The 15276-nt window shown below is 32.7% G+C and carries 10 protein-coding genes; 5 read left to right on the plus strand and 5 right to left on the minus strand.

The genetic code is table 11. From position 1 onward, the window contains the following. The first annotated feature begins 213 nt into the window (after nucleotides 1-213). Nucleotides 214-750: an acyl-CoA thioesterase gene (locus ABD941_RS01575; protein ID WP_345272198.1), complete on the plus strand. Its 537-nt coding sequence runs from the start codon at nucleotides 214-216 to the stop codon at nucleotides 748-750. A gap of 32 nt (nucleotides 751-782) precedes the next feature. On the opposite strand, the gene ABD941_RS01580 is transcribed toward ABD941_RS01575, so the two are convergent. Beyond that, nucleotides 783-2969, minus strand: a complete 2187-nt coding sequence (locus ABD941_RS01580; RefSeq protein WP_345272199.1) for a glutamine synthetase III family protein — start codon at nucleotides 2967-2969, stop codon at nucleotides 783-785. 269 nt (nucleotides 2970-3238) lie between these two features. Between ABD941_RS01580 and ABD941_RS01585 the strand changes: the two genes are divergently transcribed. After that, nucleotides 3239-4261 (plus strand): glutamine synthetase beta-grasp domain-containing protein, encoded by a 1023-nt coding sequence (locus tag ABD941_RS01585; RefSeq protein WP_345272201.1) that lies wholly within the window; start codon nucleotides 3239-3241, stop codon nucleotides 4259-4261. A 479-nt stretch (nucleotides 4262-4740) separates the two neighbouring features. Here ABD941_RS01585 and ABD941_RS01590 read toward each other — a convergent pair whose 3' ends face one another. After that, nucleotides 4741-6489 carry a T9SS type A sorting domain-containing protein gene (locus ABD941_RS01590; RefSeq protein ID WP_345272202.1) on the minus strand — a complete coding sequence of 583 codons (1749 nt, stop codon included), beginning with the start codon at nucleotides 6487-6489 and terminating at the stop codon, nucleotides 4741-4743. A 186-nt stretch (nucleotides 6490-6675) separates the two neighbouring features. Continuing rightward, nucleotides 6676-7626 (minus strand): calcium/sodium antiporter, encoded by a 951-nt coding sequence (locus ABD941_RS01595; protein ID WP_345272203.1) that lies wholly within the window; start codon nucleotides 7624-7626, stop codon nucleotides 6676-6678. Nucleotides 7627-8182: 556 nt separating this feature from the next. On the opposite strand from ABD941_RS01595, the gene ABD941_RS01600 reads away from it, so the two are divergent. Together ABD941_RS01600 and ABD941_RS01605 are read left to right on the plus strand one after the other, a co-directional pair. Next, complete coding sequence (locus tag ABD941_RS01600; protein WP_345272204.1) at nucleotides 8183-8335, plus strand: SsrA-binding protein; 153 nt, start codon at nucleotides 8183-8185, stop codon at nucleotides 8333-8335. A gap of 99 nt (nucleotides 8336-8434) precedes the next feature. After that, nucleotides 8435-10585: a hypothetical protein gene (locus tag ABD941_RS01605; RefSeq protein ID WP_345272205.1), complete on the plus strand. Its 2151-nt coding sequence runs from the start codon at nucleotides 8435-8437 to the stop codon at nucleotides 10583-10585. A gap of 148 nt (nucleotides 10586-10733) precedes the next feature. Here ABD941_RS01605 and ABD941_RS01610 read toward each other — a convergent pair whose 3' ends face one another. Both ABD941_RS01610 and ABD941_RS01615 read right to left on the minus strand, forming a co-directional pair. Further along, complete coding sequence (locus tag ABD941_RS01610) at nucleotides 10734-13028, minus strand: glycosyltransferase (protein WP_345272206.1); 2295 nt, start codon at nucleotides 13026-13028, stop codon at nucleotides 10734-10736. Between the two features lie 12 nt (nucleotides 13029-13040). Further along, a complete protein-coding gene (locus ABD941_RS01615; protein WP_345272208.1) occupies nucleotides 13041-14081 on the minus strand; it encodes a glycoside hydrolase family 130 protein in 1041 nt (346 codons plus the stop codon). Between the two features lie 194 nt (nucleotides 14082-14275). Here ABD941_RS01615 and ABD941_RS01620 point away from each other — a divergent pair, with 194 nt between their 5' ends. After that, nucleotides 14276-15271, plus strand: a complete 996-nt coding sequence (locus ABD941_RS01620) for a 2-hydroxyacid dehydrogenase (protein ID WP_345272210.1) — start codon at nucleotides 14276-14278, stop codon at nucleotides 15269-15271. Nucleotides 15272-15276: the final 5 nt, after the last annotated feature.

A 15276-nucleotide genomic window follows, 5' to 3' on the forward strand; every position in this document is an offset into this window, starting at 1 on the left:
AGAACTAGGACCTCACAAATTATTTAGAAGTGAAGGAGTAATATTATAAATAACACGTAATGAATTAGTTACTGTTAGCCTTGATGAAGAAAAAGGAGAGATTTTTTGTTATCACAAAAGAATAGAATAAAAGCCAGCACATACTATAGTATATAAAAAATAATGTTTTGTGCTTAACCCATGTTAGTATCTTTGATTATATTATATAAATAAATGAGATGGATTAGACTATTAATGGCTTTGATAAGCGCAAAGCTCAAAAAAAAGCTTATTGGAACTGAAACGGTCCGTAAATCTTTTCGGGTTTGGATAACAGATATTGATGTTTCTGTTATGAATCATGCTGCAATAATGACAGTATTAGAAACTGGACGATTAGACTTAATGGTAAGATCAAACTTTTTTAAAGTAGCCTCAAAACACAAATGGTTTTTTCCAAGTCAAGCCATTAGTATCCAGTTTTACAGACCCCTTAAAGTATTTCAAAAAGCAGAAATCCATACTAGAATTTCGTACGTTGACGAAAAGTGGATTTATGTTGAGCAGAAAATTCAAAGAAAAGGAAAAATCATAGCCGCATGCCTCGTAAAAAACACCATTAAAAAAGGCAGAAAAACCATCCCTACATCCGAAATTATGAAGGCCCTGCATATTGACCATGTTCCCAGACATAAATATGAATTAATGAAAACATATGAAATAGAAAACAGCCAAATGAACGAAAAACTAGTCGATAATTGGACGGATTAAAAACGTCTTACGTATATAATATACTAGTAAAATTATCTAGTAAACAACAATTCTCTGTACTTTGTTAATGGCCAGATTTCATCATCAACTAGAAGTTCCAACTTATCGCAATGGTAACGAATATCATCAAACAATGATTTAACCTTATAGCAATAAGCATAGGCTTTTTTCTCGATATCCTCCATGTTATTTGCTTTTTTACGTTCATCAATCATTGAGGTCACATTGGCATTAATGCCTTCAATATGACTGGAAATCTGTTCAATTAAATTGGTTTGTTCTTTAGAAACCCCTTTAAATTTCTCTTCAAAAATCTCTTTTAACCCTTTTACGTTTTCAATTAATATATTTTGATACTTAACGGCCGTAGGCACAATATGGTTACGTGCAATATCCCCTAACACCCTACTCTCTATTTGAATGTGTTTAATATACGCTTCTATCTCGATTTCATAACGTGCTTCAGTTTCAATTTTACTCATGACTTTCATTTCTTCAAACAATGCAACACTTTCTTTTGAAACTCTAGCTTTTAAGGCTTCTGGTGTTGTTTTGTTATGGCTCAATCCACGTTTTTTTGCTTCAGTTTCCCAATCAGCACCATAGCCATTACCTTCAAATAAAATATCTTTAGTAGACTTAATATATTCTCTTAATACATTAAAAATGGCTTCGTCCTTTTTTAAGTCTTTTTTATTAATTAAAGTATCTACTTCAACTTTAAAATCTTTTAACTGTTTTGCAACAATAGTATTTAAAACCGTCATAGGGTTACCACAATTTGCTGTAGACCCAACCGCTCTAAACTCAAATTTATTACCCGTAAAGGCAAAGGGTGATGTTCTGTTTCTATCTGTATTATCTAATAAAACATCAGGGATTTTCCCAACCACATTTAATTTTAATTCTGTTTTTTCTTTAGGCGATAGTTTTCCTTTGGTTACACCCTCCAATTCTTCTAAAACCTTAGTTAACTGCTCGCCAATAAACACAGAAATAATGGCAGGCGGTGCCTCATTAGCTCCTAATCTATGATCATTGCTCGCAGAAGCAATAACCGCTCTTAAAAGTGCTTCGTGTGTATGAACTGCCTTTATAGAATTTATAAAAAATGTTAAAAACTGCAGATTACTCATAGGCGTTTTACCAGGTGCCAATAAATTAATACCTGTATCTGTTGAAAGAGACCAGTTATTATGCTTTCCGGAACCATTTACACCTGCAAAAGGTTTTTCATGAAATAAAACCTTAAAATTATGACGAGCTGCTACCTTACCCATAATATCCATTAATAACGAATTATGGTCTACCGCCAAATTGGCTTCTTCAAAGATAGGTGCTAATTCAAACTGATTGGGAGCCACCTCATTATGTCTTGTTTTTACTGGAATTCCTAAAAGCATACATTCGGTTTCCAAATCACGCATAAAATTTAAGGCTCGGTTAGGAATTGAACCAAAATAATGATCATCCAACTGCTGTCCTTTGGCTGAAGAATGACCTAATAAAGTACGGCCTGTTAAAATAATATCTGGGCGACTAGTGGCCAACATTTTATCTATTAGAAAGTATTCCTGCTCCCAGCCTAAAGACGAGGTTACTTTTTTTACGTTTTTATCGAAATATTTACAAACCGCAGTTGCTGCATTATCTACAGCATGTAAGGCTCTTAACAAAGGGGTTTTATAATCTAAAGCAGCTCCTGTATAAGCTACAAATATAGTTGGAATACATAAGGTTGTTTCATAAATAAATGCTGGCGATGTAGGATCCCAAGCCGTATATCCTCTAGCTTCAAATGTATTTCTAATACCGCCACTAGGGAAACTAGATGCATCTGGTTCTTGTTGTACCAATTGGCTGCCACCAAATTTCTCGATAGCCATACCATGTCCTATCGTTTCAAAAAACGCATCATGCTTTTCTGCTGTAGCGCCTGTTAACGGTTGGAACCAATGTGTATAATGCGTCACACCTTTTGATAGTGCCCAATCTTTCATAGAAGACGCCACTTGATCTGCAATATTCCGATCTATCTTTTTTCCAAATTGAATAGCATTTGCAACCCCTATAAAAGCGTTTTTGGTTAAATACTGACGCATCGTATTTTCGTTAAACACGTTTTTCCCAAATAAATCAGAACGACGTTCCTTTTCCTCAACTAAAATAGCTTTATAAGCTAACGATTCTTTTATAGCGTGAAATCTTAATGTTGACATTCTTTTAAATATTAAAACGTTTGATTATGAATTATTAAGCAAAAATAAACAGCTTTGGCAATAAATACTTATAACTGAAAAATTCTTTTAAGATTTTTTCAGTTTTTTTATGAAATAATAGTCTTTTTTTAAAATAAACCTTAAAAAAATAGGGTATAAATAAAAATAACTCATGTTTTTACTAAAACACCCCTATAAATTTAAAGTAAAAGTATAAAAATATATATTTGTGGTATAATTATCAATATTTCAATTATAAAATATTCATTATGGCAAAAATTAAATTAGAATACCTTTGGTTAGATGGTTACAAGCCAACTCAAAACTTAAGAAGTAAAACTAAGGTAGAAGAGCATGAAAACTTTCAAGGTACATTAGAGGAAATAGGAAACTGGTCCTTTGACGGATCATCTACTAGACAAGCGGAAGGCGGATCGTCTGACTGTTTATTAGTTCCTGTAGCAATTTACCCAGATCCTGATCGTATTAATGGTTACTTGGTAATGACAGAAGTTATGAATGCCGATGGTACGCCACACGAATCTAACGGTAGAGCGACTATTGATGATGATGATAATGATTTCTGGTTTGGTTTTGAGCAAGAGTATTTCATTATGGATACTAAAACACAATTACCTTTAGGATTCCCTGTTGGTGGTTACCCTGCTCCACAAGGCATGTATTACTGTTCTGTTGGTGGAAAAAACACACATGGTAGAGATTTAGTAGAAGAACATGCAGATTTATGTATTGATGCAGGATTAAACTTTGAAGGTATTAACCAAGAAGTTGCTTCTGGACAATGGGAATTCCAATTGTTTGCAAAAGGCGCTAAAAAAGCTGGAGACGAAATCTGGATTGCTAGATACTTACTAGATCGTTTAACAGAAAAGTATGGTTACTATATTGATTACCATCCAAAACCATTAGGTAAGGACATGGACTGGAATGGTTCTGGTATGCACGCCAACTTCTCCAACAATGTTTTAAGAACATGTGGTGACAAAGATGTTTATGCTGCTATTTGTGAGTCTTTCCGTGATGTTGTTGATGAGCATATTGCTGTTTACGGTGAGTTTAACGACCAGCGTCTAACAGGTTTACACGAGACTGCTGCTATTACAGATTTCTCTTGGGGAGTTTCTGATAGAGGTGCATCAATTCGTATTCCAATTATTGCTGTTGAGAAAGGCTGGAAAGGTTGGTTAGAAGATAGAAGACCTGCTTCAAATGGTGACCCATATAAAATTGCAGGTAGAATTATAAAAACTGTTAAATCGGCTAAAATATAATTATTTTAGACTAACATTTTGTTCATGATAAAAACGCCAACATTAAATTGTTGGCGTTTTTATTTTTACACATGTTTCTTTGGACTATTATTTAGTTATTCTATTCTGTATTGCTATATTATACTTGTAAAATAACACTAATCACAGAATGTCTTACATAAAGCTTTGCGTACTTGTACCTTGTCGAGGAAATAAAAAAATATGAATAAAACAAAAAGACTTAAACCATCTGTCAAATAAAAAGCCCTAAAACGTTCATGACTTTTAAACACTTATGATAATGTATTGTATTTACTTACCTAAGTAATAGTATAAACTTCAATAGCAAAAGATCCTATCAAGAAACTCTATCGAGTTTCCAACACCAAAGTTTACAATACAAAAACACCTTAAGCATATCTCTTTTTAAATCTAACCAATAAAAAAGACCCTAAACTTAAGGTGATGTATAAATAGTAATGTCCTATCAGTACTATATCTTATTCAACGACTAACTTAATACTCCCAGTCCCTGAAAGCGTTGTAATTTTTGCAATATAAATACCACTGGCATAATTAGCCACATTAATAGTCGCCTTTTTATTGTTTGGACGCAGAACTGTAATCTGATTACCAAGAATATCAAAAAGTGTCACTGTTTTAATCTGTTGTTTAGCAGATTTAATAGTTAAGAAGTCATTTGCTGGATTAGGGTAACTACTTATATCATCTAGCTTAAAAACTTGATCATTACCATTACTTAAGGTCGCTACCTGTTCTATATCATCAAATAGAAACGTTGCAGTAGCTGATGCATCGTTTGGTGTCGCATAACCTAGCATCAATGTTAATACATTATAAATCGGATTATCATTGTTTGAAAGGTCCCAAGTATACGTTGCCCATTCGCCCGATACAGTCGTGAAGACATCTTGTTCTTTTCCGAAATCTGCTACGTTACTTTCTACCTTAAATTTCAATAAGGTACCTACAGGTGCATCTGTATATACTTTCATAGAGATAGTTCCTAAAGCAGACATATTCTCAATAAAGCCTGTTAATGCCAACTTACTTCGCGCATATCCCGCACCACCACTTCTAACAAATTGCCCAACCGTAGCACTAGGGTTGTTTGCGTCTATCTGCGGATTTGGTATAACTGATGCTATTGAACCGAAAAAATTGGTAAAGTCCGTAGTAACAACAGTGTTTTCAAAGTCAATTGGTAGTGTACTTGGTATAGGATCTGGTATAGCAGGTCCTACAACTTGCTGTACATCGTCAAATAAAAAGATAGAAGCAGCTGTACCATCGCCTACATTACCAAAATCAAAAATAAACCGTAATCTATCATAATCATTGGCTTGCCTGTCAAAATTCCAGCTTGCCGTTTCCCATGCTCCAGATACAGTAGTGAGGTAATCTAGATTGGTGCTTCCTGATGCATTTTCTAGTTCTAGTTTAATTCTTGTACCAACTGGTGCGGTTGTATACACCTTCATAGATATATGCCACATGGTAGATAAATCGATTGTATTTTCAAGAAATATTTTACTTCCAGCCCAAAACTCACCACCATCGCGAACAATTTGGCAAACTGTAGCACTAGCATTAACACCATCAATTTGAGGATTTGAAACTATACTAGCGGTTGCTCCACTATAATTAAGAAAATCAGTATCAACAATTCCTGATTCAAAATCAATAGGCAACGTCGTTGGTATTGGAGCGGTTGGTCCCACGACTTGCTCAACATCATCAAGATAAAATGTTGAATTAGCTGTACCATCTCCTTCATTCCCGTAATCGAACATAAACACAACTTCGTTAAGGTTATTAGCAGTACCTACAAAAATCCATTCTAGAGTTTCCCAAGCACCAGAAACGGTAGTCATCGCATCGACGTCTACTGATGCCCCAGATCCTTCTAATTTAAATTTAACAATGGTTCCTATTGGTGCCGTAGTATAGACTTTCATCGTGATTTTTGTTAATACAGAAAAATCCAAATTGTCAGTCAATAGAATTTTACTACCCGCATAAATAGCCCCACCATCTCTTACAATACGACCAACAGAGCCACTCATATTTATTCCAGATGGCATAGGGTTAGCCGTTACTGTTGCCGTTCCTCCATCAAAATCAACAAAATCCGAGGTAGTAACATCGCCTTCAAAATTAATCGGTAAACTTTGCGAAAATCCCGTATAAGTAATTAGTAAAACAAGTAGTAGATAAAACTTTTTCATAAGTGTATATAATTTTGGTTCGAAGATAATTACAGATGATTAATAAAGAGCAAAAACAAACCAATACATGAACTATACATGATGAAAAAATATGATTTTTTCATCATGTTGTTTTATGACTTACAAGAAATCATCTATAATAACTTATTGCTTTATAACATGGGTATTACTGAACGTATTTAAACTTTAAAGCTTCCCTTGTGTAAACACAAAAAACATAAAGGCTCCATAAGCAATGACCAAAACAAAACCTTTAATTCTACTTATCTGCAAACGTTTTGGGAGAAAAATCAGCGGGATTAAAATAGCCGAAAACCCAAGCATCCAAAAAATATCGTTCGATAATATTTGTGACTCAGTAACCGGGATGGGCTTTACTAAAGCCGTTAACCCTAAAACAGAAGCTATATTAAAAATATTTGACCCTATTAAATTTCCTAAAGAAATGGCCTTTTCTTGTTTTGCGGCCGCAATCACCGAAGCAGCCAATTCTGGTACACTAGTCCCGATAGCAATTAAAGACACCCCTATTACAGCTTCACTAACACCTATTGAAAACGCTATTTCTTTTGAACCTTCTACAAGCCATTCACTTCCAAAATAAAGAGAAGCCGCACCTATAAGTAACCACAACATAATTTTAAAGTTTGAAACGACAGCCAAAGCATCATCTACATCTTCTACTAATGTATCCTTTTTTGCTTTTCCAATAAGTATTACTAAAAAGGTAATAAGTCCAGTAAACAATATGCCACCTTCAAGAGCAGTAAGCACATTATCGTTTTTAAGAAAATAATACAGTGCTATTGAAAACACCATCATAACCGGCCAATTGAGCTTATAAAAGGATCTATCTACCGCAATAGACCCCACTAGGGCAGTAATCCCTAACACTAAGCCAATATTAGCAATGTTTGAACCTACCACATTATTTATAGCTATAGCTGGAGACCCCGAAAGGGCAGCTTGAAGACTTACAAGCAATTCGGGAGCAGAAGTCGCAAAGGATACCACCGTCATACCAATAACCATTTTAGATATACTAAACTTAAATGACAAGGCAACAGACGAACGGACTAAAAACTCCCCGCCCACAACTAATAATATAAAGCCAAGGACAACCCAAAGTAAACTCATAGAAACTATTTTTTGCGAAGATAATATAACAATTAATGAATTGCGATTATTGATTTAGTTTTTAGTTCTTAGTTCTTAGTTCTTAGTTCTTAGTTCTTAGTTCTTAGTGAAAAAATAAAAATCAAGATGAAATATAAAAAAACATCATTTTTATAATGATATAGCCCTTGGTTTATAAAAAACCATTAAAAAAAGCCCTATAAATATATCAATTCATAACTAATTTATCTATTTAAATTTAAATTAATAACCTATATCAAGATCGTCACATAAATATTAAAACCATTTTTGTTTTTATACTTACAAATCCATATTCAAATTCATCGATTTTTATAAAAACGTTTGGTTGGCATATCCGTAAAACCATATCTTCAAAAAACATTGATATAATTAACCTGTTTATTAACCTTTAAAACTTAAAAATATGATAACACTTGCCAAACTTGTAATTGATTTAATATTATTTATTATATCATATATCTAAAATCAAAAACAAAATAAAACTTAGTCTAGAATAAGTTTTATTATTTTTGCTTTAATAGAGTTAATTACACAGATGAAAAAGCAAGTATTTAAATTTTTAGCTAAGGTTAATAAAACCATCTTACCTAGTTATTCTAAAAAACAATTAGATTTAGCCAAAGCCACTAAATTTCAGATGGCCATTATTGCCTGGAGGTGGTTTGTAACTAAAAACACGTTAGGTTAATAGACTAAAATTAGCATTTCGGCTGAATTTTTGTGTTTTGAATTATCTGTGCATTACATTTATAGTAATTATTACAAAAGCCCAACAAATCGAATACCTATGGTTAAACATATTTATCCATTATTACTACTTCTGAGCTTTACTATATTTGGCTTTGCACAAGAAGTCAATATTTCCACTAAGTTTTCTCAAGATGGTAATTTATACCAAACAGAAGCGAAGTCATCAGAAACCCTTGCTGAATTTAAAGAAAATCAAAAATGTATTGTAACAGCCTTTGTTGGTCATTATACATATAAGGTCAAATACAACAATTTAGTTGGCTTTGTTAAGGATCAGTATTTATTTGTGAATGAACAAATGATGGATCTCTATTTTGATCATGAAGAAAAGCAACGCGAAAAAGCTATTCAAGAACGGTTACAAAAAAAGGAAAAAGCAGAAGCCATAGCGAATCAATCTCAAGAAAAATTTGACTTAATTGAGCAAAAACGTTTGGATTCTATAGCTAACATTGAAGCAGACACTAAAAGAAACTTATTAGCAAAAAAGCGAAACGATTCCATAACGAAAGTCAAAGAAAAAGAACGTATACAACGTATTGCTCAAGCCAAAGAAGATGCCATTACTAAGGTTAAAGCAGCGGAGCTCAAAACCATAGCGGAACGAAAAAGAAATGATTCCATTGCCAAAGCTAAAACCCTAGAGCGCTTAGCTTTAATTGAGAAAAGAAGAGTTGACTCTATTGTTAAGGCCAAAGCAGCAAAACTTAAAGAGATGGCTACAAAAAAAATAAACGATTCTATAGCTAAACTAAGAGATGCTAAACTAAAGGAATTAAACGAAAAACGAAAAAAAGACTCTATCAATAAAGTTATAAAAATCGAAAAAGAAAAAGCTATAGTACGTATCGCTAAAGCAAAAGAAACGGAGCGCATAGCATTAATAGAAAAAAGAAGTATTGACTCTATTAATTCTATAAAAGAATCACAAAAAAAGGCACTAGAATTACTAAGGAAAAGAAACGATTCTGTTGCTAAAGTCAAGGTGCAAGAAAAAATGTTAGCGCAACAAAGAAAGAAGGATTCCATTACCAAAATGGAAATGGAACAAAAAAAGGCACTAGAATTACTAAGGAAAAGAAACGATTCTGTTGCTAAAGTTAACGTGCAAGAAAACGTATTAGCAGAACAAAGAAAGAAGGATTCTATTGCCAAAATGGAAATGAAACAAAAAAAGGCACTAGAATTACTAAGAAAAAGAAACGATTCTGTTGCTAAAGTTAACGCGCAAGAAAACGTATTAGCTGAGCAAAGAAAGAAAGATTCCATTACCAAAATGGAAATGAAACAAAAAAAGGCACTAGAATTACTAAGAAAAAGAAACGATTCTGTTGCTAAAGTTAACGCGCAAGAAAACGTATTAGCAGAACGAAGAAAGAAGGATTCCATTACCAAAATGGAAACGGAACAAAAAAAGACACTAGAATTACTTAAAAAAAGAAACGATTCTGTTGCTAAAGTTAAAATACAAGACAAAAAAGCAACAAAAACAAAAAAGAATCATGCCATAAGCCAAACAGAAGATTTAGAACAAAAGCGACTCATTGAAAAAAGAAAATATGATTCTATTGTTGACGTTAGAGCACGTGAACGAAAAGAATTACTGGAGTTAAGACGAAAAAGTGATTCCATTGCAAAGCTTGTAGAAAAAGAAAGAAAAGAGTTAAACGAATTGAAAAGAAAAGATTCTATTGCAAAAGCCACACTTTTAAATGACGCTAAAAATAACGATAATATCGCTAAAACTAAAGAAGAAGAAAGACTAGTATTTCGTTCGACATGCCATTATCAAATCAATGAATATGATAAGTTTTACAACATTACGACCATCAGAACTGAACCGTATTCACTTAATAAAAATTTAACTGTAGAATTATATAAACAAGGTCGAAAAGCAAATATTTTTTTCAATTTCACTGGAGATTTAGGCTGTGCTACTTATCTTCCTGGCAATAGGTCTTCTGTAAAAGTTACCCTAGAAAACAATCAAACTATTTCGTTTTTTCATTCCTGGGATATCGACTGTAATATGTTTAGGTTTAAAGGTAATTTATCCAATTCGCAAATTGTAAGTTTAAAAAAATCACCTATCAAATCTATAGTTCTAAGAGGCACAAAATATTCGCAAGAAATTACAAACATCGATTATAAAGAATTTTTTATTGACAAGTTGAAATGTTTGGAGTGATTCATGACCAGTTATATTGTTGTTTAAATTTTAAAAAATATTATTCTGACTAAATACCAGAAATAATCTATTCTTAATGGCTCATACGTCTTCCTATAGTTATCACGTAGGCTTTGCTTTTCCACAAAATGAGAGTTGACTTATATAATTATTCATTCGTGGAAAAAATTGTATTTAGCTGTCTATCAGATTTTATTTTATTGGCTCTAAATGTTGTCATTTTTCTGGCGTATTTATCCATAATCATTTGTGCTTTAAAGAAGCACAACGTAGATTCTGCACCTTGATTTATGTTTACATGTACATCTTCTAAACCATCATAAGATGCACCATTTTCAGGATTGTACATAATTTGATGAAGGTGATTATTTCCCAAAAACCAACTAAACGCCAATTCTAATTGATTTTTATACGCCCTTTTTTTAGTGACATCATAAAATAAATCCAAAGCTATTATTGTCGTTACTACTTCAATAGGCTGCTCTCCATAAAACTCTCGTTCATTTTTCTTTTTAAACCATCCTCGATTTGAAATCACTTTAATTTGTCGTTTCATAAAATACTGAGATAACAAGAAATCGAAAGTAATTAAAGCTATTTTTTTATAATCTTTGTTATTGGTTACCAAATAGCTATACATCATGGCTTCTGGTAATATATTATTGGCATAGGTCATATAATTCTCGTACCACTGCCACTCGTCTTCAGAATTCACCTTATAATGTTCCAATAATTTATTAGCAAAATTTATTATTTGTATTTTTATATGATTATCGGAATACTCCGAAAAGTAATGGTACAAACCTTTAATAGTATATGCCATAGCTCTAGGAGAGCTAATACCTTCTATTTTATCTTGTATGTTGTCCCAGCACCTTTTAGCACGGGTAATAAGTGCAGGTGGTAAAATATCTTTATGGGAAATAACATAACCTAAACTCCAAACAGCCCTACCGTTTGCGTCTTCTAAATTGATGGTTTTATTTTTTTTTGTTAACTGAAGTTCATAATCCATATAATTATCAAACCAACCACTTTTACGTTGGATGCGTTCCATAAAACTTAAATAAATATGTACATATTTAAGCACCGATCTTTTTCGGTATAGACTGTAATACATGACCATATTAATCAAGGCTCTTGCATTATCATCTAATGTATATCCGGAATTGGGATCGGGTTGACTAAAGTTTGAAAACTGCAGTATGCCATGATTAGTTGTTAGTTTTTTAATATGATTGAGTTGTATTGGCGGCAGTTTAAAACGTAGATCTTCAATACGCTCTGTCAACTTACCAAAAAGCAGTCCATATTTTATAGCGGCGTTTTCCCATGTAGTTGAACGAATCGCTGAAAAAGCATTCTTTGCAATGGTCTGGCGCTTGTTGCCATCTTCTATAAGTTCTATAATGTTTTTACTAAATGCTTTATGGTCTCCAAAAGTGTTTAACAATACTCCATTATCATTCTTTAGAGTTTCAATAGCATGTGGGATAGGGTTTGAAATAACCGCACAACCGCAACTTAAAGCATAAGCTAATGTTCCACTTACCGCTTGATTAGGATCTTTGGATGTAAATAAATAGATATCGGACAGGGTTAAATATTCTAGTAACTTGTTTAACGGTAAATATTTATTTATGAATTTTACATGGTTTAGCAATCCTAAATCGCTCGTTAATTTCGTGAGATGTTCCCGGTAGGTTTCACCTTCATTTTTAATTACTTCTGGATGTGTTTTACCAATAATTAAATACACAACATTGGGATGTTTTTTCACAACGTCCTTTAGTGCGTATAAGGCTATTTCTATATTTTTATTTTCACTTAATAATCCAAAATTTGACAATACGATGGTATCTGAATACGAATACTTTTGTTTTAGAACTTTTTTTTGTTCCCAAAGCACAATATGTGTTCCGTGAGGAATCACTTCAATTTTGTTTTGTGAACACTTGTAATCTTCTATAAGTATGTTTTTAGATTTTTTTGTGAGTACAATTAAACGATCGGAAAGTGTTTCTATGCTTTTTATAATCTTTAATCGTTTTACATCCGGATTTGGCAATACGGTATGAAATACGGTAACCACGGGCTTATTCAAAGCCAATAAAAAAGCTAATAAATAATCGCCATAGAGACCACCAAACAAGCCAAACTCATGCTGAATACATACCATACCAATATCATCTCTTTCATTTATAACATCGGCCATCAATCGGTAATTTTCTAAACGATCCGTTTGTAGTATATAAGACACCTCTTCTCCATAAGCAAGATGTTTTTCATCATTCTGCAGGGCACAAACTTCAATAGGAATGGTTTCACCAAACATATGTTGTATGGCATTAACCGTATCATTAGAAAATGTAGCTATACCACATTTTCTAGGTGGGTATGTCCCTACTAATAGCATTTTTATTCCGCGTTCTAGAAATTTCATAAGAGTTCTTATTTAGGGTTGTTTTCTTAATTCCATCAATAGTTTTTTTAAACTCATCTTAATGACACCAGTATACATATCGGCAGCTCCATAATAGACATATAAGTCATCACCAAACAAGGCATGTCCTGTTGGAAAAACCACATTATCTACAATACCATGCTTTTCCCATTTTTTTGTTGGGGAAAATAGCGGATATGGCAACCTTGAAATCTCTATTTCTGGTCTATCTATCTGTAATAGTGCTGCTTTAGCGTGATATGTCCGACCTCTTGTTGTCTCCTGAACACCATGATATATTAATAACCAGCCATCTTCAGTTTCTATAGGTGGACCGCCAGCACCAATGTAATTGACTTCGAAAATTCCTTTTGGATCCAGAACAATATAATCTGTTAAATTCTTGACATATTCTTCCCAAAAACTTTTTGTTAGGTCTTTCCAATCATCAAAATAAACAATTTGTATCCCTGGCCATATACGGTGTAGCATAGCAAATTTTCCGTTTATCTTTCTTGGAAAAAGCACAATATCTTTATCTCTTAAAAGCCGTGATTTTTCATCTACCAATCCTATTTCTGCAAATAATCTGTAATAATGGTGGTATTTTGGATTCAGTCCTTTTTTGTCACAGCACTTTACTAGTTTTTCATATTCTTGATAATTAAGCTCAGGTGTTACAATACCGTGCTTTTCAAAATGAATTAAATCTTTTGATGTTGCCATTGCTCCCAACGTGTTTACCCCATCGTAAGCGGTATATAACACGTAATACGTATCATCAATTTTGGCTATTCGGGCATCTTCAACACCATGTTTTTCACATTCCAATTCACGTGTTATAATAGGGTAGTTATACCTTTCTTCTATTTTACAAGGACCGCCATTAGTTTTTGCATAGCCTATTGTAGAAAAATTACCATCTTGTACAGCTCTATAAAGTATATGTACAGTATCACCTTCTTGGTATATCCCTGGATTGAAGGTGCCATTATTTTCAAAAGTATGTTCTGTGGGGCTTAATAGAATACCATATTTTTCTAATCCTTTCATGTTTTTAAAGTTTTATAGTGATTGAAGTGGTTATTTATAAAACTATCCCATACTCAGGTTTTTGACAATGATATATATCAGATTAGCTTTTCTATATAGTGATAACAGATGTATTATTTTGAACTGATATATATCATGGTAAAGCTCTTACCGTTCAAATAACTTACTCTGGTTAAATAACATAATGCATTAATATGAAAGTTCTTGTTTATAGTGCTAGGGAATTTGATGTTTCTTATTTAGAAACCGCAAATAAAAAAAGGCATAAACTAATATTTACTGAAGACGCCTTGTCTTCTGAAACAGCAATAAAGGCAGTTGGTTTTGCTGCTATTTCTATAATGTCTTCAGACAATGCTTCAGATATCGTTATAGAAAAACTAGAAGCGTTTGGAGTTAAATACATTACATTACGATCAGTAGGTTACGACAATGTTAATTTAAATACAGCCAAAAGGCTAAAGCTAAAAGTTGCCAATGTTCCTGAATATTCCCCTTATGCCATTGCAGAACATGCAGTAAGCTTATTGTTAGCTCTTAACCGAAAATTGATAGTATCCAATTCAAGAGTAAAACAGTTTAACTTTGATATAAATAATTTGATTGGTTTTGATTTGAATAACAAAACTGTGGGCATTATGGGTACGGGTAAAATAGGCTCTGTTTTTACAAAAATTATGCATGGTTTTGGGTGTAAATTATTGGCATTTGATATAGAAAAAAATCAAAATTTGATAGACGATTTTAATGTTGAATATGTTTCCTTAAAAACACTTTGTAAAACATCTGATATTCTGTCGTTACACGTGCCTCTAAATACTGAAACATATCATTTAATAAATAAAGAATTATTAGATTTAATGAAAGTGCACGTTGTGATAATAAATACAGCTAGAGGCGCCGTTATTAAAACCATTGATATAATAAAAGCATTAGAAAATAAATCAATTGCAGCTTTAGGAATGGATGTTTATGAACATGAAAAGTCTTTGTTTTTTAGGGATTTATCATTAAATATTCCTAAGGACGATATCCTTATAAAATTAAATGCTTTGCCTAATGTGTTAATTACTGGACATCATGCCTTTTTAACAGAAGAAGCACTTACAAATATTGCAGAAACTACTATTTATAATTTAGATTGTTGGAGCAAAAATAGCGAAACAGAAAACGAATTAACTTCTCTTTAAAAAAC

The organism is Flaviramulus aquimarinus (genome assembly GCF_039543205.1).
Lineage (GTDB): Bacteria > Bacteroidota > Bacteroidia > Flavobacteriales > Flavobacteriaceae > Flaviramulus_B > Flaviramulus_B aquimarinus.